Raw genomic sequence first — 21,803 nt, forward strand, 5'->3', positions numbered from 1 at the left:
AGCCGATGAAAGGCGGGATCGAGGTGCGCTTGCCCGCGATCCCGGCCGAGGTTGGCGAAATGGGCGTCGTGGAGAAGCTGCACGGCTTCCCGACGCCGGCCGCGCTGATCGAGCATCTAGAGCGGCACGCCGGCATGCACTACGGCACGGCCGGCCCCGCGTTCATCGAGTGGGCGTCGTCGCAGGCCGGCGAGCTGGCCGAGCATCTGCGCATGCGCGTCGATGAGCTGGTCGGGCAATGGGTGCCGGACGGCTCACATTCGCAGGTCGCGCGTGTCGCCAAGCGGTTCTGCCTCGTTGCGGTAGCCGGCGAGCTGGCGACGGCGCACGGGCTGACCGGCTGGCCGCAGGGCGAAGCGGTCGAAGCCGCGCGTCGCTGCTTCGAAGGCTGGCTCGAACTGCGTGGCGGCACCGGCAATTCGGACGAGGCCGAAGCCGTGCGGCAGGTACAGCACTTCCTCGCCGCGCACGGCGACAACCGCTTCGTGTGGATGAACCGGGCGCAGGACGACCATCGGCCGAACGTGCCACATCGAGCGGGTTTCAAGCAGCACGTGAAACGCGACGAGCGGCGCACGCCCATCGCCTCCGATCGCGAGTATTACGCCGAGTTCGGCGGCAAGATGAGCGCCGACGATGCCGAAAGCGTCGAGACGGAATACCTGATCGAAGCGGCCGTGTTCCGCAAGGACGTGTGCGCCGGCTTCGATCACAAGATCGTCGCCAAGGCACTGATGAAGCGGGGCGTGCTGATGCCGCGCAGCGACGGCTATCCGTACCGGCAGGAGTACATCCCCGGCCACGGCAAGTTCATGGTCTATCGCGTGCTGCCGTCCATCTTCACGCTTGAGCTGTGAAATGCACCGCCGCCGTCCGGGAGGGCGGTGGCGGGCATTCCTTTGCGCGGCATTTTTGGCCCGTGCGTCAAAGTTACTTTGAGCGATCCGCTCCAGAGGGAACCGGGTCGGCGGCTGCCGCGAATCTTGCCATAGCGGTAACAATCCGGGCCGGTTTATCTCCAGTATCTCCAGCGTTCTCCAAATCGTTTGGAGACACGCGAAGCCTTACCCCATAAGGCTTTGCGGCCGATTCAGGCGTTTATCTCCAAATCTCCAACTCGTTTTGCACTGAGCGGGCAGGCGTCGACCGTCCGCGTCGACCGCAACGCCAGACGGGGCAAGGTTCTCCGGGATTCAAGCGGCGTCGACAACGTGTTTCGAAGGGGGGGTGTCCGCGACACGCACCGATCGGGCATTGTTGCGCCGGCCGCAAGTGTCGGGGTGGCCGGAATGCGGGGGACCCTGCGTCTAGGGCAAAGGCGCGGGGGCTCACACCCGCGTGTTTTTCCTACTCCCGGCCCGCCCAAGGGGGGTCATATTCATACCGAAATGCAGGGAGCTGACAGTGCGGTGCCAACTCGGAAAAATCGGTGGGAGGTGCGCTGCAAGGGGGGCATATGGGCTGGTAGCGCTAGATCGTCTGACTCATTTCGGCCATCACGCGTCGTTTCACTCGGGCATGGGTCTGACGTTCGGGTGTCGGTTTCGCGTCAGTCAGCGGCCGCTCGCGTGGCATCATATGAAATGCCGATAACTGCACCAGTGAAGATAGGATCCTGAACGAATGAAATTCATCGTTTGTCACCTTCTTGTCGGAGGGGCCATCAAATGGGAGGATCTCGGTCCTATGGGCGGCGCATATGCCGAGGACGGAATAACGATTAGTTTGCCCATCTTTCATAGAGCGACTACCAAGGAAGCAAGCAAAATTGTTGCAGAGGCGCTCGCACAAAATTCGGTCGAATGGCTTCGCCTCGACAGAGGGGCTTGGCTGTTCCGTTCGGACAAGTTCAAAGACTTCTTCCCCGGCTACGAAGCTGGAAGTTGGTTGAGTGGGGATTTCGAGCTCGAAATGGACCACGATATTAGGCGAGTGCCTGTGTTTGATCGAGAAGAGGATCGGACGTACGTTAAGTTCGTGATTACGCCGGAAATTGTGAGGGAAAAAATGGAGAGAAAAATCTTCCTGAGTCACAAGGGTGTCGATAAGCCCGTGATTCGGAGATTCAAGGCCGCATTGGAGGTGGTTGGGTTTGAGCCATGGCTGGACGAGGAAGCCATGGTCGCGGGTGCCGAGCTTGAACGGGCGCTGCTGGCTGGTTTTAAGAGTTCCTGCGCTGCGGTTTTCTTCGTAACACCAAACTATGCGGATAGCGGATATCTTGCAAGCGAGGTCAACTATGCAATCCAGGAGAAGCGGCGGAAGGGGGATCGATTCTCTATCGTTACGTTGGTTCTCGCGGACAGTGAGGGAAAGGTCGGTGAGGTGCCGGAGCTCTTGAAGTCGTATGTGTGGAAGTCGCCCGCGACGGAATTGGAAGCGTTTATTGAGATCGTTAAGGCGCTCCCCTTGCAACTGGGGCCGACAGTTTGGAGGAAGTGAAGCGACGGCCGCCGTTTAAAGCGTGCTTCAACATTACGGCGGAGAGTCGATCACGGCCCAAGCGATCTCGGACCTGATCTGACTCAGGCTCATACGCGCGGCGGCACGGCTCTATCTTGCCGCCGCGATCGGGATGATTTCCGCCCCGGCTTTAAGTTTGTCGAGGTGATCTCCCCACACCTGCATCATTCGTCTGCGTTCCGGTAGGTATTCAGCGTGAACGTACGCGGCCGTCACTTGATTGCGTTCGGCGTGTGCCATCTGGCGCTCTACAACGTCTCGGCCGAAGCCAAGTTCACGCAGAGCCGTAGCCGCAAGGCCGCGAAACCCGTGCCCCGTCATTCGCGACTTGTAGCCCATGCGATAGAGTGCGTAAAGCATGGTGTTGTTCGATATGTGGCTCCGGCCCTGCACGCTGTAGAACACGAATCGATGCTGGCCGTTGAGCGCGCGAAGCTGGGCGAGCACGTCGAGTGCCTGCCGCGATAGGGGCACGATGTGCGGATCGCGCATCTTCATGCGTTCCGGCGGCACGCGCCATTCTGCGGCGGCTTCGTCAAACTCTGACCACTCTGCACGGATCATTTCCGTTGTCCGCACGAAGGTCAGCGCCATCAGGCGGAGCGCGAGCCGGGTAACTAGGTCGCCTTGGTAGGCGTCAATGTCGCGCATGAGCTGCGGGATCTCCGTCGCCTTGACGCGTGCCATGTGCTGTACGCCCGGACCTTTCTTCAAGACCGTCTGCGCATCGATGTCGGCCGCTGGATTCCTGGAGCATCGCCCCGTCATGATCCCGTACTGGAAGACCGCGCGCGAGCGCTGGAGAATCCGCTTCGCCGTCTCGCGCACGCCGCGCGCCTCGACCTCGCGAACGATGCTGAGCATCTGCGGCGAATCGATCTCCGTGATTGGGCGAGGGCCGATCTTCGGAAACACGTCGACCTCAAGCGAATTCAACACCTTCTCCGCGTAGCCGTCGCTCCAGCCCGGACGTTGAGAGTCGAACCACTCGCGGGCTACCGCTTCGAACGAGTTGGCCGCCGCGATTTCGGCGGCCCGTCTTGCGTCCTTCTTCGCCTCGCCCGGATCGGTGCCGGCCGCGATCTGCTCGCGGGCCTCGTCGCGCTTCTTCCGTGCCGTCGCAAGCGTGACGGCCGGATACACGCCGAGGGCGAGCGTCTTCTGCTTGCCAAGGAAGCGGTAGGACAAGCGCCAGTACTTCGCGCCGTTCGGTTGGACGAGCAAGAACATCCCGTTGCCGTCCGTGAGTTTGTACGGTGCGGCGCTGGCCTTTGCGTTCCGTACCTGTATGTCAGTGAGAGGCATTGTTGGTATCTGTGTTGTTGGTATCTGCTGATACCAACAAAAATACCAACACTTTCTCTGGCTGTCACTGAGCAATGTTGGGTAACGATGGGCGTGAGAAGGCCGCCAGACGGGCTTGAGCGGGGAGTTTCTTGTGAATCTTTGGGGAGCTTTGGGGCATGACTGGTCCCCCCGACAGGAATCGAACCTGTATCTAGCGCTTAGGAGGCGCTTGTTCTATCCATTGAACTACGGGGAGAGCCAAGTCCGGGCAATCGCGCGAAAAACCGCGAGCCGGACGGCAGTGTGGACAGCGCGCAGAGTATAGCAAACGCGCGGCGCGTCGGCGGGGCGGAATGCACCACCCCAACGCGCGTATCGCGAGATCACCCGCGATCGAAACGGAAAATCAGAAATCGACGACGACGAAATCTTCCTTGCCCACGTCGCACAGCGGGCAGCGCCAGTCGGCGGGAATGTCGGCGAAACGCGTGCCGGCCGGAATGCCCTCGTCGGGCAGTCCTTCCGCTTCGTTGTAGACCCACCCGCAAATCAGGCAGACCCAGCTCTGGTATTCGGTTACTTCGCTCATGTTGCGCTCGGGATAATGAAAATTCGGCGATGCCGTCCGCGGCGTGGCCGGCGGACGAAAGGCGCAATGTTACCGGAATTTCGCCGAACGTCTGCGCAACGTCGTTTTAAACGTGCGCATCGCGAACAACCGGCGGCGTCGCATCGGTCGGGCATGCAGTGTATGCTTCGTGGGCCTGTCAATCTGTAGGAGGAAAGGATGATCAACAGAAAGTGGATCGCGGGTGCAGTCTGTGTCGCGGCGCTGGCCGTGTCGACGCTCGCGCGCGCCGAGGCGCGTGTGTTCTTCGTCGAGCCGCAGGACGGTGCGACGGTGTCGAGCCCCGTGCACGTGAAGTTCGGTCTCGAAGGCATGGCGCTGAAGCCGGCCGGCGACATGACACCGGATACCGGTCACCACCACCTGCTGATCGACGGCAAGCCGGTGCCGAAGGGCGACGTGATCCCGGCGACCGACCATTCGCTGCATTTCGGCAAGGCCCAGACCGAAACCGACGTGAAGCTGCCGCCCGGCCAGCACACGCTGACGCTGCAACTCGGTGACGGCGCGCACCGGTCGTACGGTCCCGAACTGAGCTCGACGATCACGGTCAACGTGAAATAACCGTGCATCCCGCGCCGGCGCCCGATGCGCCGCGCGGGATCTGCCGATCGGCCGGCCGCGGGCATCCGGCCGGCATTCGCATGCTCATGCGGGCACGCAAACCGTAGCCGGCGTCCGAAAACCGGAGGTCGGCTACACCGTACCCACGATACCGCGCCAGCGCCCGTCGGGAACGTCCCGCGGCACTCGTCCATCCAGCCGAGCCGATGCCGGCCTCCGCGCCCGGTACAATGGGCGCTTCCGATTTCTCTCTTCGCCGTCTCCCCATGTCGCTCTATTCCATTACCGGCGCGCAGCTCGCGTTCGGTCACGTCGCGTTGCTCGATCACGCGGATTTCTCGCTGGAAGCCGGCGAACGGGTCGGCCTGATCGGCCGCAACGGCGCGGGCAAGTCGTCGCTGCTGAAGATCGTCGCCGATCTCGCGAAGCCCGACGACGGGCTGATCACGCGCCAGCAGGAGCTCGTGACCGTCTACGTGCCGCAGGAGCCCGAATTCGAGCCGGGCGCGACGGTGTTCGACGCGGTCGCGTCGGGGCTGGCCCACACGCGCGAACTGCTCGAAGAATACGATTCGATCGCGCACCGCCTCGCGGAGATACCGGAAGGCGCCGAGCACGATGCGCTGCTTGCGCGAATGAACGCGCTGCAGTCGTCGCTGGACGCGCACGACGCATGGAACTGGCGTACGCGCGTGTCGATGACGCTCGCGCAAATCGGCCTGACGAACGGCGACGCGAGCGTCGACGCGCTGTCGGGCGGGATGCAGAAGCGCGTCGCGCTGGCGCGCGCGCTGGTGCTGCAGCCCGACGTGCTGCTGCTCGACGAGCCGACCAACCACCTCGACTTCGACGGCATTCGCTGGCTCGAGGAGTTGCTCGTCGCGCAGCGCGCGGGCCTGCTGTTCATCACCCACGATCGCGCGTTCCTCGACCGCGTCGCGACGCGCATCGTCGAGCTCGATCGCGGCCGGCTGCTGTCGTATCCGGGCAATTTCTCCGCGTACCAGACGCGCAAGGCGCAGCAGCTCGAAGTCGAGCGCGTGGAGAACGAGAAGTTCGACAAGCTGCTCGCGCAGGAAGAAGTGTGGATCCGCAAGGGCGTCGAGGCGCGCCGCACGCGCAGCGTCGGCCGCATCGCGCGGCTCGTGCAGATGCGCAACGAGCGCGCGGAGCGCCGCAATGCGCAGGGCAACGTGAAGCTCGACGTCGCGCAGGGCGAGAAGTCCGGCAAGATCGTCGCGGAGTTGACCGACGTGACGAAGCGCTACGGCGGCCGCACGGTGGTCGACCGCTTCTCGACGACGGTCATGCGCGGCGACAAGATCGGCTTCGTCGGCCCGAACGGCGCCGGCAAGACGACGTTGCTGAAGCTGATCCTCGGCGACCTGAAGCCCGACGAAGGCACGGTGCGCACCGGCACGAACCTGCAGGTCGCGTATTTCGACCAGATGCGCGCGCAGCTCGACCAGGAAAAGAGCCTCGCGGATACGATCAGCCCCGGCAGCGAATGGGTCGAGATCGGCGGCGTGCGCAAGCACGTGATGAGCTATCTCGGCGATTTCCTGTTCGCGCCGGAGCGCGCGCGTTCGCCGGTGAAGTCGCTGTCGGGCGGCGAGCGCAACCGGCTGCTGCTCGCGCGCCTGTTCGCGCGCCCGGCCAACGTGCTGGTGCTCGACGAACCGACCAACGACCTCGACATCCCGACGCTCGAACTGCTCGAAGAACTGCTGGCCGATTACGACGGCACGGTGCTGCTGGTCAGCCACGATCGCGCGTTCCTCGACAACGTCGTGACGTCGGTGATCGCGGCGGAGGGCGACGGCAAGTGGCGCGAATATGTCGGCGGCTTCACCGACTGGCAGATCCAGAGCGAGCGCTCGGAGCAGCTCGCGCAGCAGGAAGCGGCGAAGCGCGCGGTCAAGGAAGCGGCGCCCGCGAAGGACGAACCGGCGAAGAGCGCGGCCGGCCGCAACGCGCAGCGCACGGTGAAGCTGTCGTTCAACGAGCAGCGCGAGCTCGATTCGCTGCCGGAGAAGATCGCCGCGCTCGAAGCGGAGCAGAAGACGATCAATGCGCAGCTCGAGGACGGCACGATTTTCGCGAAGGATCCGCAGGAGGGCACGCGCCTGACCGAGCGGTTCGCGGCGATCGACGACGAGCTGCTCGCCGCGCTCGAACGGTGGGAAACGCTCGAGGCGAAGCGCAAGCCGGTGTGACGCGCGCGGTGCGCGTCGATCCCGCGATTGGCGCGCCACGCGGAACCAGTAAAATACCGCGCGTCCAGGGGCGCGCCGCACACGCCGCGCGCCCGCTTTCGGAGCAGTCCAAGCACACCGTTGTTTCGATTCGCTTTTTTACGGAACTCAACGTTTTGTCCACGACGTTATCCACACGAGGTGTGGACAACGTCCCGATGAATGACGAAATTCAGCGCCTATGTCAACAAAGAAACCCAGCGCGGCCTATAGCGAAGCATCGATCAAGGTGCTCAAGGGTCTCGAGCCGGTCAAGCAGCGGCCCGGCATGTACACCCGTACCGAGAATCCGCTGCACATCATCCAAGAAGTCATCGACAACGCGTCCGACGAGGCGCTCGGCGGCTACGGCAAGCAGATCACGGTCACGCTGCACGCCGACCAGTCGGTATCGGTCGAAGACGACGGCCGCGGCATCCCGTTCGGCATGCATCCCGAAGAGGGCGTGCCGGTCGTCGAGATCGTGTTCACGCGCCTGCACGCCGGCGGCAAGTTCGACAAGGCCGCGGGCGGCGCGTATACGTTCTCGGGCGGCCTGCACGGGGTCGGCGTGTCGGTCACGAACGCGCTTGCGACGCGTCTCGACGTGACGGTGTGGCGCGACGGCAAGATCGCCGAGCTCGGCTTCGCCGACGGCGACGTCGTGAAGCCGCTGTCCACGCAAGGCGCGGGCCGCGGCGAGAAAAAATCCGGCACGCGCGTGCAGGTGTGGCCGAATCCGAAATACTTCGATTCGCCGAACCTGCCGCTCGGCGAATTGCAGCGCCTGCTGCGCTCGAAGGCCGTGCTGCTGCCGGGTGTCGAGGTCGTGCTCGTCAACGAAAAGACGGGCGAGCGCCAGACGTGGAAGTATGAAGACGGCCTGCGCGGCTACCTGCTCGACGAAATGAACGGCAGCGAGCTGCTGATTCCGCTGTTCGAAGGCGAGCGTTTCGCCGATGCGCGTTCGACCGACGAAACCTTCGCCGAAGGCGAGGGTGCATCGTGGGTCGTCGCATGGAGCGAGGAAGGGTCGCTCGTGCGCGAGTCGTACGTGAACCTGATCCCGACGCCGGCCGGCGGCACGCACGAGTCGGGCCTGCGCGACGGTCTCTACCAGGCGGTGAAGAGCTTCGTCGAACTGCACAACCTGCAGCCGAAGGGCGTGAAGCTGCTCGCGGAAGACGTGTTCGCGCGCGTGTCGTTCGTGCTGTCCGCGAAGGTGCTCGATCCGCAGTTCCAGGGGCAGATCAAGGAACGGCTGAACAGCCGCGACGCGGTGAAGCTCGTGTCGTCGTTCTCGCGTCCGGCGCTCGAACTGTGGCTGAATCAGCACGTCGAGCACGGCAAGAAGCTCGCCGAACTCGTGATCAAGCAGGCGCAGGCGCGTACGCGCGCCGGCCAGAAGGTCGAGAAGCGCAAGAGTTCGGGCGTCGCGGTGCTGCCGGGCAAGCTGACCGATTGCGAGACGGAAGACATCGCGCGCAACGAACTGTTCCTCGTCGAGGGCGACTCGGCGGGCGGCTCGGCGAAGATGGGCCGCGACAAGGAGTACCAGGCGATCCTGCCGCTGCGCGGCAAGGTGCTGAACACGTGGGAAACCGAACGCGATCGCCTGTTCGCGAACAACGAGGTGCACGACATCTCGGTCGCGATCGGCGTCGATCCGCACAGCCCCGACGATACCGTCGACGTGTCGAACCTGCGCTACGGCAAGATCTGCATCCTGTCGGACGCGGACGTCGACGGCTCGCACATCCAGGTGCTGTTGCTCACGCTGTTCTTCAAGCATTTCCCGCAACTGATCGAGCGCGGCCACGTATACGTCGCGCGCCCGCCGCTGTTCCGCGTCGACGCGCCGGCGCGCGGCAAGAAGCCCGCGCAGAAGCTCTATGCGCTCGACGACGGCGAGCTCGAAGCGATCCTCGACAAGCTGCGCAAGGACGGCGTGCGCGACACGCAGTGGAGCATCAGCCGCTTCAAGGGCCTGGGCGAAATGAGCGCCGAGCAGTTGTGGGACACGACGATGAACCCCGACACGCGCCGCCTGATGCCGGTGAAGCTCGGCGAGCTCGACTACGAGGCGACCGTCGCGCGGATGACGATGCTGATGGGCAAGGGCGAGGCAGCCGCGCGGCGCGGCTGGCTCGAGGAAAAGGGCAACGACGTCGAAGCGGACATTTAGTGCAGTGTTCGACGCCAATCGGCACTGATGCGCTGCGGCTTCGCGCCCGTGGCGGCGTCGCAAATCCTCGCGATGCGTCTGGCATCGCTGCGGTTTGCTTCTTGCCACGAACGCGAATCCGCCGGCGCATCAGCACCGCTTGACATCGAACACTGCACCGCCGCTTTCCGCGCGGCCGGGCATGCCCCCCGGCCCGGCCTCACGCCACTTACGAATACGGAATTCAGATGGACGACAATACTTCCGATCTCTTTGCCAGCCCCGACGCGCCAGAGAGCGACGCGCTGACGCTCGGCAACTACGCGGAGCAGGCGTATCTCAGCTACGCGGTCAGCGTCGTGAAGAGCCGCGCGCTGCCCGACGTGTGCGACGGCCAGAAGCCGGTGCAGCGCCGGATCCTGTTCGCGATGAACGAAATGGGCCTCGGGCCCGACGCGAAGCCGGTGAAATCGGCGCGCGTGGTCGGCGACGTGCTCGGTAAATACCATCCGCACGGCGACCAGTCGGCGTACGACGCGCTCGTGCGTCTCGCGCAGGATTTCTCGCTGCGCTATCCGCTGATCGACGGGCAGGGCAACTTCGGCTCGCGCGACGGCGACGGCGCGGCGGCGATGCGTTACACGGAAGCGCGTCTCACGCCGATCGCGAAGCTGCTGCTCGACGAGATCGACCAGGGCACGGTCGACTTCATGCCGAACTACGACGGCTCGTTCGAGGAGCCGAAGACGCTGCCGAGCCGCATGCCGTTCGTGCTGCTGAACGGCGCGTCGGGCATCGCGGTCGGCCTCGCCACCGAAATCCCGTCGCACAACCTGCGCGAAGTCGCGGCCGCGGCGGTCGCGCTGATCCGCAATCCGAAGCTCACGCACGCGGAGCTGATGAACCTGATTCCCGGCCCGGATTTCCCCGGCGGCGGCCAGATCATCTCGAGCGATACCGAAATCTCGGCGGCGTACGAAACGGGCCGCGGCAGCCTGAAGGTGCGGGCGAAATGGAAGATCGAGGATCTCGCGCGCGGCCAGTGGCAGCTCGTCGTGACCGAGCTGCCGCCGAGCACGTCGGGCCAGAAGGTGCTCGAGGAAATCGAGGAACTGACCAACCCGAAGCTCAAGCTCGGCAAGAAGACGCTGACGCCCGAGCAGTTGAACACGAAGAAGGCGATGCTCGACCTGCTCGACGCGGTGCGCGACGAGTCGGGCAAGGAAGCGGCGGTGCGGCTCGTGTTCGAGCCGAAGTCGCGCACGATCGACCAGACGGAATTCGTGAACACGCTGCTCGCGTACACGAGCCTCGAATCGAACGCGACGCTGAACCTCGTGATGATCGGCGCCGACGGCCGGCCGGGCCAGAAGGGCCTGCTGACGATCCTCGACGAGTGGGTGAAGTTCCGCCAGCTGACGATGACGCGCCGTTGCCGCCACCGTCTCGCGAAGGTCGACGACCGCATCCACATCCTCGAAGGGCGGATGATCGTCTTCCTGAACATCGACGAGGTGATCCGCATCATCCGCGAATCGGACGAGCCGAAGGCCGCGCTGATGAGCGCGTTCGGCTTGAGCGAGCGGCAGGCCGAGGACATCCTCGAAATCCGCCTGCGCCAGCTCGCGCGGCTCGAGAAGATCAAGATCGAGAAGGAACTCGAAGCGCTGCGCGACGAGAAGGCGAAGCTCGAGGAGCTGCTCGCGAACGAAAGCGCGATGAAGCGGCTGATGATCAAGGAGATCGAGGCCGATGCGAAGCAGTATGGCGACGATCGCCGCACGCTGATCCAGCAGGAAAAGCGCGCGACGTTCGAGGCGAAGGTGGTCGACGAGCCGGTGACGGTGGTCGTGTCGCAGAAGGGCTGGGTGCGCGCGCTGAAGGGCCACGGGCTCGACCCGGCCGGCTTCACGTTCAAGGCCGGCGACCATCTCTACGCGGCGTTCCAGTGCCGCACGCCTGATCGCCTGATCGCGTGGGGCAGCAGCGGCCGCGTGTATTCGGTCGACGTGTCGGTGCTGCCGGGCGGGCGCGGCGACGGCGTGCCGGTCACGTCGCTGATCGAGCTCGAATCGGGCTCGCACCTGATGCACTACTACGCGGCGCCGGCCGACCAGCAACTGCTGCTCGCGTCGAGCAACGGCTTCGGCTTCCTCGCGAAGGTCGGCGACATGGTGAGCCGCCTGAAGGCCGGCAAGTCGTTCATGACCATCGACGCGGGCGCGGTGCCGCTCGCGCCGATGCCGGTGCTGCCGAACGCGACGCAGGTCGCCTGCCTGTCGAGCGGCGGGCGCTTGCTCGTGTTCGGGATGGACGAGATGAAGACGCTGTCCGGCGGCGGGCGCGGCGTGATCCTGATGGCGCTCGACGACAAGGAAACGCTCGTGCAGGCGCTGGCGATCGATCCGGCCGGCGTCGTGCTGATCGGCACCGGCCGCGGCGGCAAGGTGCAGGACGAGACGCTGTCGTATGCCGGGCTCGCGCCGCACATCGGCAAGCGTGCCCGCAAGGGCCGCGCGCCGGACACGAAGCTCAAGGTCGTCACCGAGTTGCGTCCGCTGCTCGGCTGACGCCGCGCCGTTGGCCGGGTCGTCGGCATCGTCCGGTTCGGCCGCGATCGAAGGCCGCACGTCCGCTTCGGCGGGGGTGCGGCTTTTTCTTTCCGATGCGGGGATTCGGGTAAGCAAGCGTGGCGCTGTCACGCGGAATTTGCAAAATAGTGTGAAATCGCGTCGAGGGTCCGAACCGCCGCGCGACTGGCGGGTCGAACGTCGCTTGATGCCGCGTGCGACGCGGCCGTTCGCTGCACCCCACTCATCACAGGATCGTCCCCATGTCCCACGCCGTTGCCGTCGCGCTGTTTCTTCACCTGCTGGCCGTTGCCGTGTGGGTGGGCGGGATGGTCTTCGCACACTTCTGCCTGCGCCCCGCGCTGTCCGACCTGTCGCCGCAACTGCGGCTGCCGCTGATCGAAGGCGTGTTCGGCCGCTTCTTCAACTGGGTGTCGGGGGCCGTGATCGTGATCCTGCTCACCGGCGGCTTCCTGCTGATGAGCTTCGGCGGTGCGCACGCGACGTGGTCGCTGCATGCGATGGCCGGGCTCGGCGTCGTGATGATGCTGATCTTCGGACACATCCGCTTCGCGCTGTTCCCGCGGATTCGCCGTGCGGTCCAGGCGCAGAACTGGCCGGACGGTGCCCGCGCGGTGAATGCGGTGCGCCTGCTCGTCGTCGTGAACCTCGTGCTCGGCGTCGTCACGATCGGCGCGGCCGTGCTGTCGCGCGGGTTCTGACCGGCGACGTCGGTCCTTCGTTCTCGGCTCCAGGCCGGGGCGGCACGCGCCGCTACGCGGCCAGCATCGCGTCGAGCAGCCATGAGCCGGCCGGCCCGAGCGGCCGGTTGCGCGACCAGACCGCATCCACCCGCACCCGGCGCGGCCAGCCGCGCGCACGCAGCTCGCACAGGCGGTCGCGCGCGAAATGCTCGACCATCCAGCGCGGCAGTTCCGCCCAGCCGAACCCCAGCACGGCCATCTCCAGCAGCATCAGGTAGCTCGGCGCGAGCCAGTGCTGCGTGCCGACGACGATCCGGTCGTCGGTGCCGCGGCCTTCCGTTTTCACGTAGGTATTGAGGCGCAGTTCGCGCACGTCGCGCAGCGCCGCGTGCGGCACCTCGGCGTCGCCGTATTCGGCGAGCGCGTGCGTGCGGCCGACGAACAGCCCGATCTCCGATTCCTCCGCCACCGTCGCCGCGCCGATATCGGCCGGGTAGGCCGCGCGCGCGGCCATCAGCCCGAGTTGCGCGCGGCCCTGCTGGATCAGGTCGAGCACGTCGTCGTGCTCGGCGATCTGGCATTCGAGCTCGAGCGCCGGAAAGCGCCGTTCGAGCGCCATCAACGTCTCCTCGTAGCGCTTCGACTGGTAGGTATCGGACACGACGAGCGTGAGTCGCGCTTCCTCGCCGTGCGCGAGCCGCGCGGCCGTGCGGTCGATCGCCGCGCTCGCCTCGAGCGCGCGCTGCACCTGCGGCAGCAGCGCACGGCCGGCATCGGTGAGCGCCGGCGTGCGCGTCGAGCGGTCGAACAACTGCACGCCGAGATCGATCTCGAGATTCGCAATTGCTTCCGACACGGTCGACTGACGCTTGCCGAGCTTGCGGGCGGCGGCCGTAAACGAGCCGAGCAGTGCCGCTTCGGCGAATGCGAGCAGGGCTTCGGGGGCGTGATGCATGCAAGGCTCCTCGTAGCGTTATATCGGTAAAACCGATGATATCAAACTGGATTCGCACGGTTCTACCGATCAAAATGGCCGCCATGGATCAAGCAATGCATCGGAGGGCATCATGAAACAGACGAATAAAACGGTGACGGAACGCCTGCTGCACGCGCTGACGTTCGAACTGGTGGCGATCGCGCTGTGCGCGCCGATCGGCGCGTGGCTGCTCGACATGCCGGTGTCGCACGTCGGCGTGCTGACGGTGATGGTGTCGTTGATCGCGATGGCGTGGAACATGACGTTCAACACGCTGTTCGACCACTTCGAGCGGCGGGCCGGGTTGTCGCGCACGCTCGGCATGCGGGTCGCGCACGCGGCGATGTTCGAACTCGGCCTCGTCGCGATGGTGGTGCCGGTGGCCGCGTGGTGGTTGAACGTGAGCCTCGTCGAGGCGCTGCTGCTCGACCTCGGCATCGTGCTGTTCTTCCTGCCTTACACGTTCTGCTTCAACCTCGCGTACGACGCGCTGCGCGCCCGCTGGATGGCGCGCCGGGTCGCGGTGCAGGCCGGTTGAGGCGTCAAGGCCGAGCGGGGCGCGCAGGGCGACGGCCGTGGCCCGTCAGTGCGCCGCCCACAGCCACACGCTGCACACGGCGGCGACCACGCCGTACACGGCATAGACGGGCACCTTGAAGCGCGTGAAGCACAGCGTCGCGAACGCGCCTGTCAGCCAGTAAACCGGGTCGCCCGGTTCGCGGTGGAGGATCTTCACGACGGCGACCACGAGAAAGGCTGTCGTCGCCGCGCGCAGCAGGCGCATCCCGTGCTCGAAGCGCGAATGGCGCTTGAGCCGGAACAGATGGTTCTGCGCGAACACGACGAGGCACCCCGACGGAATGAATAGCGCGGCGGTGGCGAGCAGCGCACCGACCCAGCCGTCGGTCAGGTAGCCGAGAAACGGCACGACGTTCAGCAACGGCCCCGGCGCGACCGGCGACAGCGCGAACGCCAGCGTGAAGTCGTGATCGGAGATGCCGGTCGCCGGCGACACGAACAGCGTCTTGAGCACCGGCAGCGCCGAGAAACCGCCGCCGAACAGCGTCATGCCGGCGCCCGCGAGGCGCGGCCACAGCAGATCCGCCTGGTAATTGCCGGGCAGCGGCATCGCGAACAGCACGACGAGCACGCCGAGCAGCACGAGCAGGCCGCGATCGCGCTTGGACAGCGTGAAATCGATCGCATCGCGTTGCGACGGCCCCGTCAGCCAGCCCGCTGCAAACGCGGCGAGCAGAATCGCGACGAAAGCGGCCGGACCATGCGCGAAAGCAAGCAGAATCGTCGATAGCGCGGCGATCGCCTGTTCGAGCCGCGTACGCGCGAGCGAGCGCAACTGCTTGACCCACGTGACGCCGATCAGCGCGGCGAGCACCATCCCGAAGTGATTGATCAGCACCGGCGCGGCCAGCGAGCGGACGAGCGGCGTCTGATAGAAGATCGCGAACAGCGTCATCAGCACCGAGAACGGCAGCACGCTCGCGATGCCGGCGATCCATGCGCCGGCACGGCCATGCAGCGTCTGGCCGACCTGCACGGCGACATTGCAGCCGACGGGGCCCGGCACGAGCCACGCGAGCGCGACGAGATCGCCGAAGACGTGCGGCTCGATGCGCCGCAGCCGCTCCACGTAATGGCGCTCGAGCTGCGCCATCATCGAAAGCCCGCCCCACGAGACGGCCGAAATGCTGGCGACGACCTTGAACAAGGCCCATAGGGATGCCGGTGCCTCTTCGACACGCGCGGTCGCTTCGACTTCGACGGTTGTCATGATTGTGTGGTTGGCGCAGGGCCGGATCTCTCGCGTAGGGCCGTGCCGACGGCCCGCCGACATGTCGGCCCTCCCGATTGTCCGCCGCGCATCGTGACACTGCCATGCGCGAAAACGCTAGTTAATGAACTAAACGACCGGATCGGAAAACGCAACAATTGCGGCGGCGCGCAACGCGCGCCGCGGCCGCAGCGGTGCGGGTCAGCCGCCCGTGCTGCCGGTCGCGCGATGCGCGACGACGTTCGGATGCTCGCCGCGCACGCCGAAGCGTGCGATCAGCGCGGGAATCGCATCGGCCGGCACCGGGCGCGAGAACAGGAAACCCTGCGCCTCGATTTCGCCGAGCGCGGACAGCCACGTGATCTGTTCCTCGGTTTCGGTGCCCTCGACGACGACGGTCAGCCCGAGCGAGCGCGCGAGATGCACGATCGACGATACCATCACGCACACGCTGCGATCGGTCGGAATCGCCTGCACGAACGAGCGGTCGACCTTCAGCGTGTCGACGGAGAAGCGGTGCAAGTACGACAGCGACGAATAGCCGGTGCCGAAATCGTCGAGCGCGATCCGGATGCCGAGCTTTTTCAGCGCGACGATCTTCTCGGACACGAGTTCCGGATATTCCATCATCGCGGTTTCGGTGATCTCGATCTCGAGCCGGTTCGCGTCGATGCCGGTATCCTTCAGCGCCTGCGAGATCGTCTCGATCAGGTCGCCGCGCCAGAACTGCACGGGCGAGATGTTGACCGCGAGCGTCAGCGTGTCGTGGCCTTCGTCGCGCCAGCGCGCGATCTGCTCGCACGCGGTGCGGATCACGAAGTCGCCGATCGGCACGATCAGGCCGGTCGATTCGGCGATCGAGATGAATTCGTTCGCGGAGATCACGCCGTGTTCGGGGTGATCCCAGCGCGCGAGCGCCTCGAAGCCGGTGATCGTGCGGTGCGCGAGGTCGATCTTCGGCTGGTACGCGAGGAAGAGCTGCCCTTCCGCGAGCGCGACGCGCAATTGCTGTTCCCAGCGCATCAGGTGGTCGGCGCGGTGCGACAGGTGCGGCGCATAGAACTGGTAGCAGTTCTTGCCGGCGTCCTTCGCGCTGTACATCGCGAGGTCGGCCTTTTTCAGCAGGTCGATCTCGCTTTCGTTCGCGACGGTATGCAGCGCGATGCCGATGCTCGCATGCAGCACGAACGAACTGCCGCGTACGTCGAACGGCTCGCTGAACATCTGGATGATCGCTTCGGCGAGCCGCACCGCGCGCCGCTCGACGTCGTCGCCCTTCATCACGACGACGAACTCGTCGCCGCCGATGCGCGCGAGCGAGCCTTCGTCGCCGACCGCATCGGCCAGGCGCGACGCGGTCATCTGCAGCACGATGTCGCCGGCGTTGTGGCCGAGCGTGTCGTTGACGGTCTTGAAGTTGTCGAGATCGATGAACAGCAGGCCGAGCCGCGACAGGCTCGCGGGCATCGACACGTCGTTGCGCAGCCCGCGCAGCGTCGCATAGCGGTTCGCGAGGCCGGTGAGCAGGTCGTATTCGGCGAGCTGCGTCATTTCGCGCTCGCGGCCGAGCAGCTTGCCGATCAGGCCCGTCGCGACGCCGAAGAACGCGAGCATCGCGAGCGTGATGAAGCTCGTCATCAGCAGGTAGACGTTGCGCGTGTGGGTGTAGTCCGCGAACTCTTCCGTCTGCGACAGCCCGACCATCACCGCGAGCGGGTAGCCGTCGAGGTGGCGGTACGACACGATGCGCGTCACGCCGTCGATCGGGTCGATGATCGTGCCCGTCACGCGCTCCGCGATCGGGTAGACGCCCGACGCCGAAAACGCGCCCGGCGCGTTGCTGACCGAGCCCGTGCGCCGCGCAAGCACCGCGCCCGTGTCGGACACGACCGCGATCACGCCTTCCTTGCCGATGGCCGCGTTGTTGTAGAAATCGTTCGTGAAGTAGCTCGGGTCTTCCGACACCACGACGATGCCCGCGAAGCTGCCGTCCGGATTGTTCAGGCGCCGCGTCATCTGCAGCGTCCAGTGGCTCGACACGCGGCCGAGCACGGGCTTGCTGATGAAGAGACGGTCGTCGTTGTGCGCGAGGTGGACCTTGAAGTGCTCGCGGTCGGACAGGTTGATCGGCTGCGGATGGGCTTCGGCGGTGTTCGCGAACAGGATGCCCTTCGCGTTGACGAGCGACACCTGGATCAGCGTGTCGCTCGGCACGACGCCTTTCTCGACGGCGCTCGCGAGATTGAAGCGCGCCGGCGACTTCTCGAATTCGAACTTGACGAAGCGGGTGATCTGGTCGACCTGGTGGATCGCCTTGACCGTATGCTGTTCGAGCGCGGACGACAGGATTGCCGCGGAAGCCGCCGCTTCCTTGTACGCACTGTCCTTTTCAACGGACAGCCGCGCGATGATCACGGCCCACAGCAGCGCGAGCGCCAGCATTCCGAGCAGCGGGATGGCAAACAGCGCACGCCGGCGCGACTTGCGCGGCGCGCGCAGCGGCCGGTTCGGCGGCGTGTGGTTGGACCGGGCGGAGCTCATCGAAGAGGGCGGCGTCCTGCTCGCGTGCGCCATCCGTCTGGATGGCCGACTAGGGTTCGGATTGTCCCGACGTCTGTTCGTTCGCGGGACGCGCAACCATGGACAGACCTCCGAAACAACGGATTAGGCCCGATATTACTGGCTGGAACGTTTTTGCGATAGTTGGGCGAAGCGCGGGGCGCCGGACGAGCCGGCGCCATCGCACATCGCGAAACGTCAGTCGGGCGACCGGAACGTGCCGTCGACGACCGTGACGACGTGGCCGCCGATCCACGTCGTGCCGTCTGCGTCGTAGCTGACGAAGATGCGGCCGTCGCGGCCGATCGCCGTGCCCTGGCGGGCCGTATACGACGGGCCGGGGCGGCGTTCCTGCCGCGTCAGCAGCCCGGCCAGCGCGGCGTTCGCGCTGCCGGTGACGGGATCCTCGCCGGGCGTGCCGAACTGGCCGCCCGTCATCAGGCAGCGGACCTCGAACGTCGCCGGGCCGCCTTCGGCATGCGGCGCGTAGGCGGCGAGGCCGTCCACGCCGTAGCGGTGGGTCAGCGCCGCCAGCGCGGCCGGATCGGGCGACAGGCCGATGCACGCGTCGGCCGACTTCAGCCGCACGACCAGCCACGGCGCGCCGTTGTCCACCGCGCACGGCTCGGCGTCCAGGTCGAGCGCGTCGCTGCGCAGCGCGGCGGCCAGTGCCGCGTAGTCCGAACGGTCGAGCGGCGTGACGCGTGCCGGCGGCGCGGCGAACGCCCAGCCGTCGGCCTGCTCGCGCAGCGCGACGCGGCCGACCCCGCACTGCTGGATCAGCCGGCCCGGCGTGCGCGGCCGCGCGCCGCTTTCCAGGAACGCATGCGCGGTGCCGAGCGTCGGGTGGCCGGCGAACGGCAGTTCGCCGCCCGTCGTGAAGATCCGCACGCGGTAATCGGCTTGCGGATCGGTCGGCGTGCAGAGGAACGTCGTTTCCGACAGGTTCGTCCAGCGGGCGATCTCGTGCATCGCGTCGTCGCCGAGCGAATCGGCGTCGAACACCACGGCGAGCGGATTGCCCTTGAACGGCACCGACGTGAACACGTCGACCTGCTTGAAACGAACGAGACGGCCGGGCATCGCGCGGCGCCCGTTACGCGACTTCGGCGATCAGTTCGATCTCGACGCACGCGCCGAGCGGGATCTGCGCGACGCCGAACGCCGAGCGCGCATGCTTGCCCGCGTCGCCGAACACTTCGGCGATCAGCTCCGACGCGCCGTTCGTCACGACGTGCTGTTCGGTGAAGTCGAGCGTCGAGTTGACGAGGCTCATCAGCTTGACGATGCGCGTGACCTTGTTCAGGTCGCCGGTGTGCGCGTGCAGCGTCGCGAGCAGGTCGATCGCGATCGAGCGGGCGGCGGCCTTGCCGTCTTCCGTTTGCAGATCGGCGCCGAGCTTGCCGGCCCAGACCTTGCCGTCCTTCTTCGCGATGTGGCCCGACAGGTAGACCGTGTTGCCGCTTTGCGCGCTCATCACGTAGGCCGCGGCCGGTGCGCCGGCGGTCGGGAGCTCGATGCCGAGCGACTTCAGTTTGTCGTAGACGTTAGCCATGCGTTCGATTCCTCGTAGAGAGTCGTGACAGGGAAAAAGGGGATCAGAGGCGCTCGCGCAGCAGCTTGCCGAGGCGCGCGACGCCTTCCTCGATCTTCTCGGGCGGCACCGTCACGAACGACAGGCGCAGCGTGTTCTGCTGCGCGTTCTCCGCGAAGAACGGCGCGCCCGGCACGAAGGCGACGTGGTTGTCGACGGCCGCGGCAAGCAGCTTCATGCTGTCGATCTGCGCGGGCAGGTTCACCCAGATGAACATCCCGCCTTCCGGGCGATTCCACGTGACGCCTTCCGGCATGTGGCGCGCGAGCGCGCCGAGCATCGCGTCGCACTGCGCGCTGTACAGCTCGCGGATCGTCGGGATGTGCTCGTCGAGGAAGCCGTCCTTGATCACTTCGTGCGCGATGCGCTGGGTGAGCGTCGGCGTGTGCAGGTCGGTGGCCTGCTTGGCCTGCACGAGCTTGAAGTGGAGTTCCTCGGGCGCGATGATGTAGCCGATCCGCAGGCCCGGCGCGAGCACCTTCGAGAACGTGCCGAGGTGCACGACGTGGTCGGGCGCCATCGACAGCATCGTCGGCAGCGGCTCGCCCTGATAGTTCAGCGCGCCGTACGGATCGTCCTCCAGCACCGGGAACGGGCTCGACTGCGCGAACGCGGCGAGCGCGCGGCGGCGCTCGACGGGCAGGCGGCGGCCGGTCGGGTTCTGGAAGTTCGGCTGCGCGTACAGCAGGCGCGCGCCCTGCGTGAGTTCGGGGGTAAGACCTTCCGGCAACAGGCCCTGCTCGTCGGTGGGCACCTGCACGTAGCGCGGCTCGTACAGCGAGAACGATTGCAGCGCGCCGAGGTAGGTCGGCGTTTCGACGAGGATCGGGCTGTTCGGGTCGATCAGCGCCTTGCCGAGCAGGTCGAGCGCCTGCTGCGAGCCGGTCGTGATCAGCACCTGCGACACGCGCACGCTGTAGCGCTCGGCGATCCATTCGCGCAGCGGCAGGTAGCCTTCGGTCGCGCTGTACTGGAGCGCGGCGGCCGGCGCGTCGCGCAGCACGCGGTCGGCGGCGGCGCGCATGCGTTCCGCCGGGAACGTCGCGGGGGCGGGCAGGCCGCCGGCGAACGAGATGACCTCGGGGCGTTCCGTGACCTTCAGGATCTCGCGGATCGCGGAGCTCGTCAGCTTGCGGGCGCGTTCGGAAAGCTGCCAGTGCGGCGGATGCAGGTCGTTCGGATTCATAGTCTCCTCGTTCGGATATCGTGGTCAGTCAAGAAAGGTCGTTCGGGCGCATCGCTTCGACGCCGCCGGGTGGGCAGTGCCGGCACGATGAAGCCTTCACGGCTGGGTAAGCACGGCCAGTCAGGCAAAACCGATCAGGCAAAACGTTCATTATGGCGCACCTCATCAGCCGGCGCGAGCGGCGCGCGGCGCCGTGGCCACCGCCGAGCGGCGCCCGAGCACCACGGTCGCGATCACCGCGGCCGCGAACAGCCACGTCGACGACGTGACCGTTTCGCCGAACAGCAGCGCGGAAAAGGCGATCGTGAAGAAAATCTGCAGCAGTTGCACCTGGCCGACGCGCGCGGTGCCGCCCATCGCGAGCCCCGCGTACCACGCGAAGAAGCCGATGAATTGCGAAAAGAGGGTCACGTAGCCGAACGCGAGCCACGTGCGCGGCGCGAGCGGGCCCGGATGCGCCGCGTGCTGCATCCATGCAAGCCAGCCGACCGGCAGCACGAGGAACGGCGCCGACACGACGAGCGCCCAGCAGATCACCTGCCAGCCGCCGATCTGGCGCGCGAGGCGCGCGCCTTCCGCATAGCCGAGCGCGCCGATGCCGACCGCGACGAGCATCAGCGCGTCGCCGGCCTGCACGGCGCCGCCGCCGTCGCGCAGCGCGAACGCGATCACGAGCGCGCTGCCGGCCACCGCGCTGGCCCAGAACGCCTTCGACGGCCGTTCGTGCGACAGCCAGGCCGCGTACAGCGCGACGAACAGCGGTTGCAGCCCGTTGACCACCGCGCCGTGCGAGGCCGGCACACTCTTCATCGCCCACGCGGAAAACACCGGATACGCGATGATCACGCCGGCCGACGTGATCGCGAGGCTTTTCAGTTGCGCGCGGGTCGGCAGCGGCTCGCGGCGCCACCACAACAGCAGGCCGGCCGGCACGGCGGCGGCGAGCGCGCGGCCGAGCCCGTTGAGCAGCGGATTGAGTTCGGATACGACGATCCGCGTCATCGGCAGCGTCAGGCTGAAGATCATCACGCCGATGAGGCCGAGCAGCATGCCCCGGGTTTCGCGCGAATTCATGGGCTGGGTGT

General features: G+C 66.2%; 16 protein-coding genes, 1 tRNA gene and 1 pseudogene. 8 read left to right on the top strand and 10 right to left on the bottom strand.

The annotated features are described in order from the left end of the window. Positions 1 to 857, top strand: a pseudogene (locus tag AC3IFE_RS27405) (DUF927 domain-containing protein); the annotation flags it as partial. Positions 858 to 1,623: 766 nt separating this feature from the next. Next, positions 1,624 to 2,442, top strand: a complete 819-nt coding sequence (locus AC3IFE_RS27410) for a toll/interleukin-1 receptor domain-containing protein (RefSeq protein WP_060254821.1) — start codon at positions 1,624 to 1,626, stop codon at positions 2,440 to 2,442. 111 nt (positions 2,443 to 2,553) lie between these two features. Here AC3IFE_RS27410 and AC3IFE_RS27415 read toward each other — a convergent pair whose 3' ends face one another. From AC3IFE_RS27415 to AC3IFE_RS27425, 3 genes are all read right to left on the bottom strand, one after another. Further along, positions 2,554 to 3,768, bottom strand: a complete 1,215-nt coding sequence (locus AC3IFE_RS27415; protein ID WP_089446173.1) for a tyrosine-type recombinase/integrase — start codon at positions 3,766 to 3,768, stop codon at positions 2,554 to 2,556. 163 nt (positions 3,769 to 3,931) lie between these two features. After that, positions 3,932 to 4,006, bottom strand: a tRNA-Arg gene (locus AC3IFE_RS27420). A gap of 150 nt (positions 4,007 to 4,156) precedes the next feature. Continuing rightward, a complete protein-coding gene (locus AC3IFE_RS27425) occupies positions 4,157 to 4,339 on the bottom strand; it encodes a rubredoxin (protein WP_006478164.1) in 183 nt (60 codons plus the stop codon). A gap of 198 nt (positions 4,340 to 4,537) precedes the next feature. Between AC3IFE_RS27425 and AC3IFE_RS27430 the strand changes: the two genes are divergently transcribed. The 5 genes from AC3IFE_RS27430 (at position 4,538) to AC3IFE_RS27450 (ending at position 12,632) form a co-directional block, all read left to right on the top strand. Beyond that, positions 4,538 to 4,942 (top strand): DUF4399 domain-containing protein, encoded by a 405-nt coding sequence (locus AC3IFE_RS27430; RefSeq protein WP_089468101.1) that lies wholly within the window; start codon positions 4,538 to 4,540, stop codon positions 4,940 to 4,942. 266 nt (positions 4,943 to 5,208) lie between these two features. After that, entirely contained in the window at positions 5,209 to 7,158 is a 1,950-nt protein-coding gene (locus AC3IFE_RS27435; protein WP_489193220.1) for an ATP-binding cassette domain-containing protein, read from the top strand. 220 nt (positions 7,159 to 7,378) lie between these two features. Beyond that, a complete protein-coding gene (gene parE / locus AC3IFE_RS27440) occupies positions 7,379 to 9,361 on the top strand; it encodes a DNA topoisomerase IV subunit B (RefSeq protein WP_050017499.1) in 1,983 nt (660 codons plus the stop codon). Between the two features lie 227 nt (positions 9,362 to 9,588). Next, on the top strand, positions 9,589 to 11,910 hold the full coding sequence (gene parC / locus AC3IFE_RS27445) for a DNA topoisomerase IV subunit A (RefSeq protein ID WP_489193222.1): 2,322 nt from the start codon (positions 9,589 to 9,591) through the stop codon (positions 11,908 to 11,910). A 263-nt stretch (positions 11,911 to 12,173) separates the two neighbouring features. Beyond that, the gene (locus AC3IFE_RS27450; protein WP_089468098.1) at positions 12,174 to 12,632 is read left to right on the top strand and encodes a CopD family protein; all 459 of its coding nucleotides are present in this window, start codon (positions 12,174 to 12,176) and stop codon (positions 12,630 to 12,632) included. 52 nt (positions 12,633 to 12,684) lie between these two features. Here the strand turns inward: AC3IFE_RS27450 and AC3IFE_RS27455 are convergent, their stop codons facing one another. Beyond that, complete coding sequence (locus tag AC3IFE_RS27455; protein WP_089468097.1) at positions 12,685 to 13,569, bottom strand: LysR family transcriptional regulator; 885 nt, start codon at positions 13,567 to 13,569, stop codon at positions 12,685 to 12,687. Between the two features lie 112 nt (positions 13,570 to 13,681). Between AC3IFE_RS27455 and AC3IFE_RS27460 the strand changes: the two genes are divergently transcribed. Then, on the top strand, positions 13,682 to 14,128 hold the full coding sequence (locus AC3IFE_RS27460) for a multidrug/biocide efflux PACE transporter (RefSeq protein WP_489193225.1): 447 nt from the start codon (positions 13,682 to 13,684) through the stop codon (positions 14,126 to 14,128). A gap of 45 nt (positions 14,129 to 14,173) precedes the next feature. On the opposite strand, the gene AC3IFE_RS27465 is transcribed toward AC3IFE_RS27460, so the two are convergent. From AC3IFE_RS27465 to AC3IFE_RS27490, 6 genes are all read right to left on the bottom strand, one after another. Then, positions 14,174 to 15,379, bottom strand: a complete 1,206-nt coding sequence (locus AC3IFE_RS27465) for a chromate transporter (RefSeq protein ID WP_489193227.1) — start codon at positions 15,377 to 15,379, stop codon at positions 14,174 to 14,176. 201 nt (positions 15,380 to 15,580) lie between these two features. Then, complete coding sequence (locus AC3IFE_RS27470) at positions 15,581 to 17,920, bottom strand: bifunctional diguanylate cyclase/phosphodiesterase (RefSeq protein ID WP_089468260.1); 2,340 nt, start codon at positions 17,918 to 17,920, stop codon at positions 15,581 to 15,583. Between the two features lie 216 nt (positions 17,921 to 18,136). Continuing rightward, a complete protein-coding gene (locus tag AC3IFE_RS27475) occupies positions 18,137 to 19,021 on the bottom strand; it encodes a PhzF family phenazine biosynthesis protein (protein WP_489193230.1) in 885 nt (294 codons plus the stop codon). A gap of 13 nt (positions 19,022 to 19,034) precedes the next feature. After that, complete coding sequence (locus AC3IFE_RS27480; protein WP_006478174.1) at positions 19,035 to 19,493, bottom strand: RidA family protein; 459 nt, start codon at positions 19,491 to 19,493, stop codon at positions 19,035 to 19,037. A gap of 43 nt (positions 19,494 to 19,536) precedes the next feature. After that, positions 19,537 to 20,718: an aminotransferase-like domain-containing protein gene (locus tag AC3IFE_RS27485; protein ID WP_089468094.1), complete on the bottom strand. Its 1,182-nt coding sequence runs from the start codon at positions 20,716 to 20,718 to the stop codon at positions 19,537 to 19,539. 165 nt (positions 20,719 to 20,883) lie between these two features. Beyond that, positions 20,884 to 21,792, bottom strand: coding sequence for a DMT family transporter (locus AC3IFE_RS27490; protein ID WP_069618088.1), 909 nt, complete (start codon positions 21,790 to 21,792; stop codon positions 20,884 to 20,886). Between the last annotated feature and the right edge of the window lie 11 nt (positions 21,793 to 21,803).

This window comes from Burkholderia sp. APQ4-4ca, assembly GCF_057837105.1.

Bases quoted from the DNA above. Each gene is read 5' to 3' on its own strand.
- AC3IFE_RS27455 (WP_089468097.1), bottom strand. From the start codon at position 13,569: ATGCATCACGCCCCCGAAGCCCTGCTCGCATTCGCCGAAGCGGCACTG.
- AC3IFE_RS27475 (WP_489193230.1), bottom strand. From the start codon at position 19,021: ATGCCCGGCCGTCTCGTTCGTTTCAAGCAGGTCGACGTGTTCACGTCG.
- AC3IFE_RS27435 (WP_489193220.1), top strand. From the start codon at position 5,209: ATGTCGCTCTATTCCATTACCGGCGCGCAGCTCGCGTTCGGTCACGTC.
- AC3IFE_RS27430 (WP_089468101.1), top strand. From the start codon at position 4,538: ATGATCAACAGAAAGTGGATCGCGGGTGCAGTCTGTGTCGCGGCGCTG.
- AC3IFE_RS27415 (WP_089446173.1), bottom strand. From the start codon at position 3,768: ATGCCTCTCACTGACATACAGGTACGGAACGCAAAGGCCAGCGCCGCA.
- AC3IFE_RS27490 (WP_069618088.1), bottom strand. From the start codon at position 21,792: ATGAATTCGCGCGAAACCCGGGGCATGCTGCTCGGCCTCATCGGCGTG.
- AC3IFE_RS27465 (WP_489193227.1), bottom strand. From the start codon at position 15,379: ATGACAACCGTCGAAGTCGAAGCGACCGCGCGTGTCGAAGAGGCACCG.
- AC3IFE_RS27485 (WP_089468094.1), bottom strand. From the start codon at position 20,718: ATGAATCCGAACGACCTGCATCCGCCGCACTGGCAGCTTTCCGAACGC.
- AC3IFE_RS27480 (WP_006478174.1), bottom strand. From the start codon at position 19,493: ATGGCTAACGTCTACGACAAACTGAAGTCGCTCGGCATCGAGCTCCCG.
- AC3IFE_RS27450 (WP_089468098.1), top strand. From the start codon at position 12,174: ATGTCCCACGCCGTTGCCGTCGCGCTGTTTCTTCACCTGCTGGCCGTT.
- AC3IFE_RS27410 (WP_060254821.1), top strand. From the start codon at position 1,624: ATGAAATTCATCGTTTGTCACCTTCTTGTCGGAGGGGCCATCAAATGG.
- parE (WP_050017499.1), top strand. From the start codon at position 7,379: ATGTCAACAAAGAAACCCAGCGCGGCCTATAGCGAAGCATCGATCAAG.
- AC3IFE_RS27460 (WP_489193225.1), top strand. From the start codon at position 13,682: ATGAAACAGACGAATAAAACGGTGACGGAACGCCTGCTGCACGCGCTG.
- AC3IFE_RS27470 (WP_089468260.1), bottom strand. From the start codon at position 17,920: ATGAGCTCCGCCCGGTCCAACCACACGCCGCCGAACCGGCCGCTGCGC.
- AC3IFE_RS27425 (WP_006478164.1), bottom strand. From the start codon at position 4,339: ATGAGCGAAGTAACCGAATACCAGAGCTGGGTCTGCCTGATTTGCGGG.
- parC (WP_489193222.1), top strand. From the start codon at position 9,589: ATGGACGACAATACTTCCGATCTCTTTGCCAGCCCCGACGCGCCAGAG.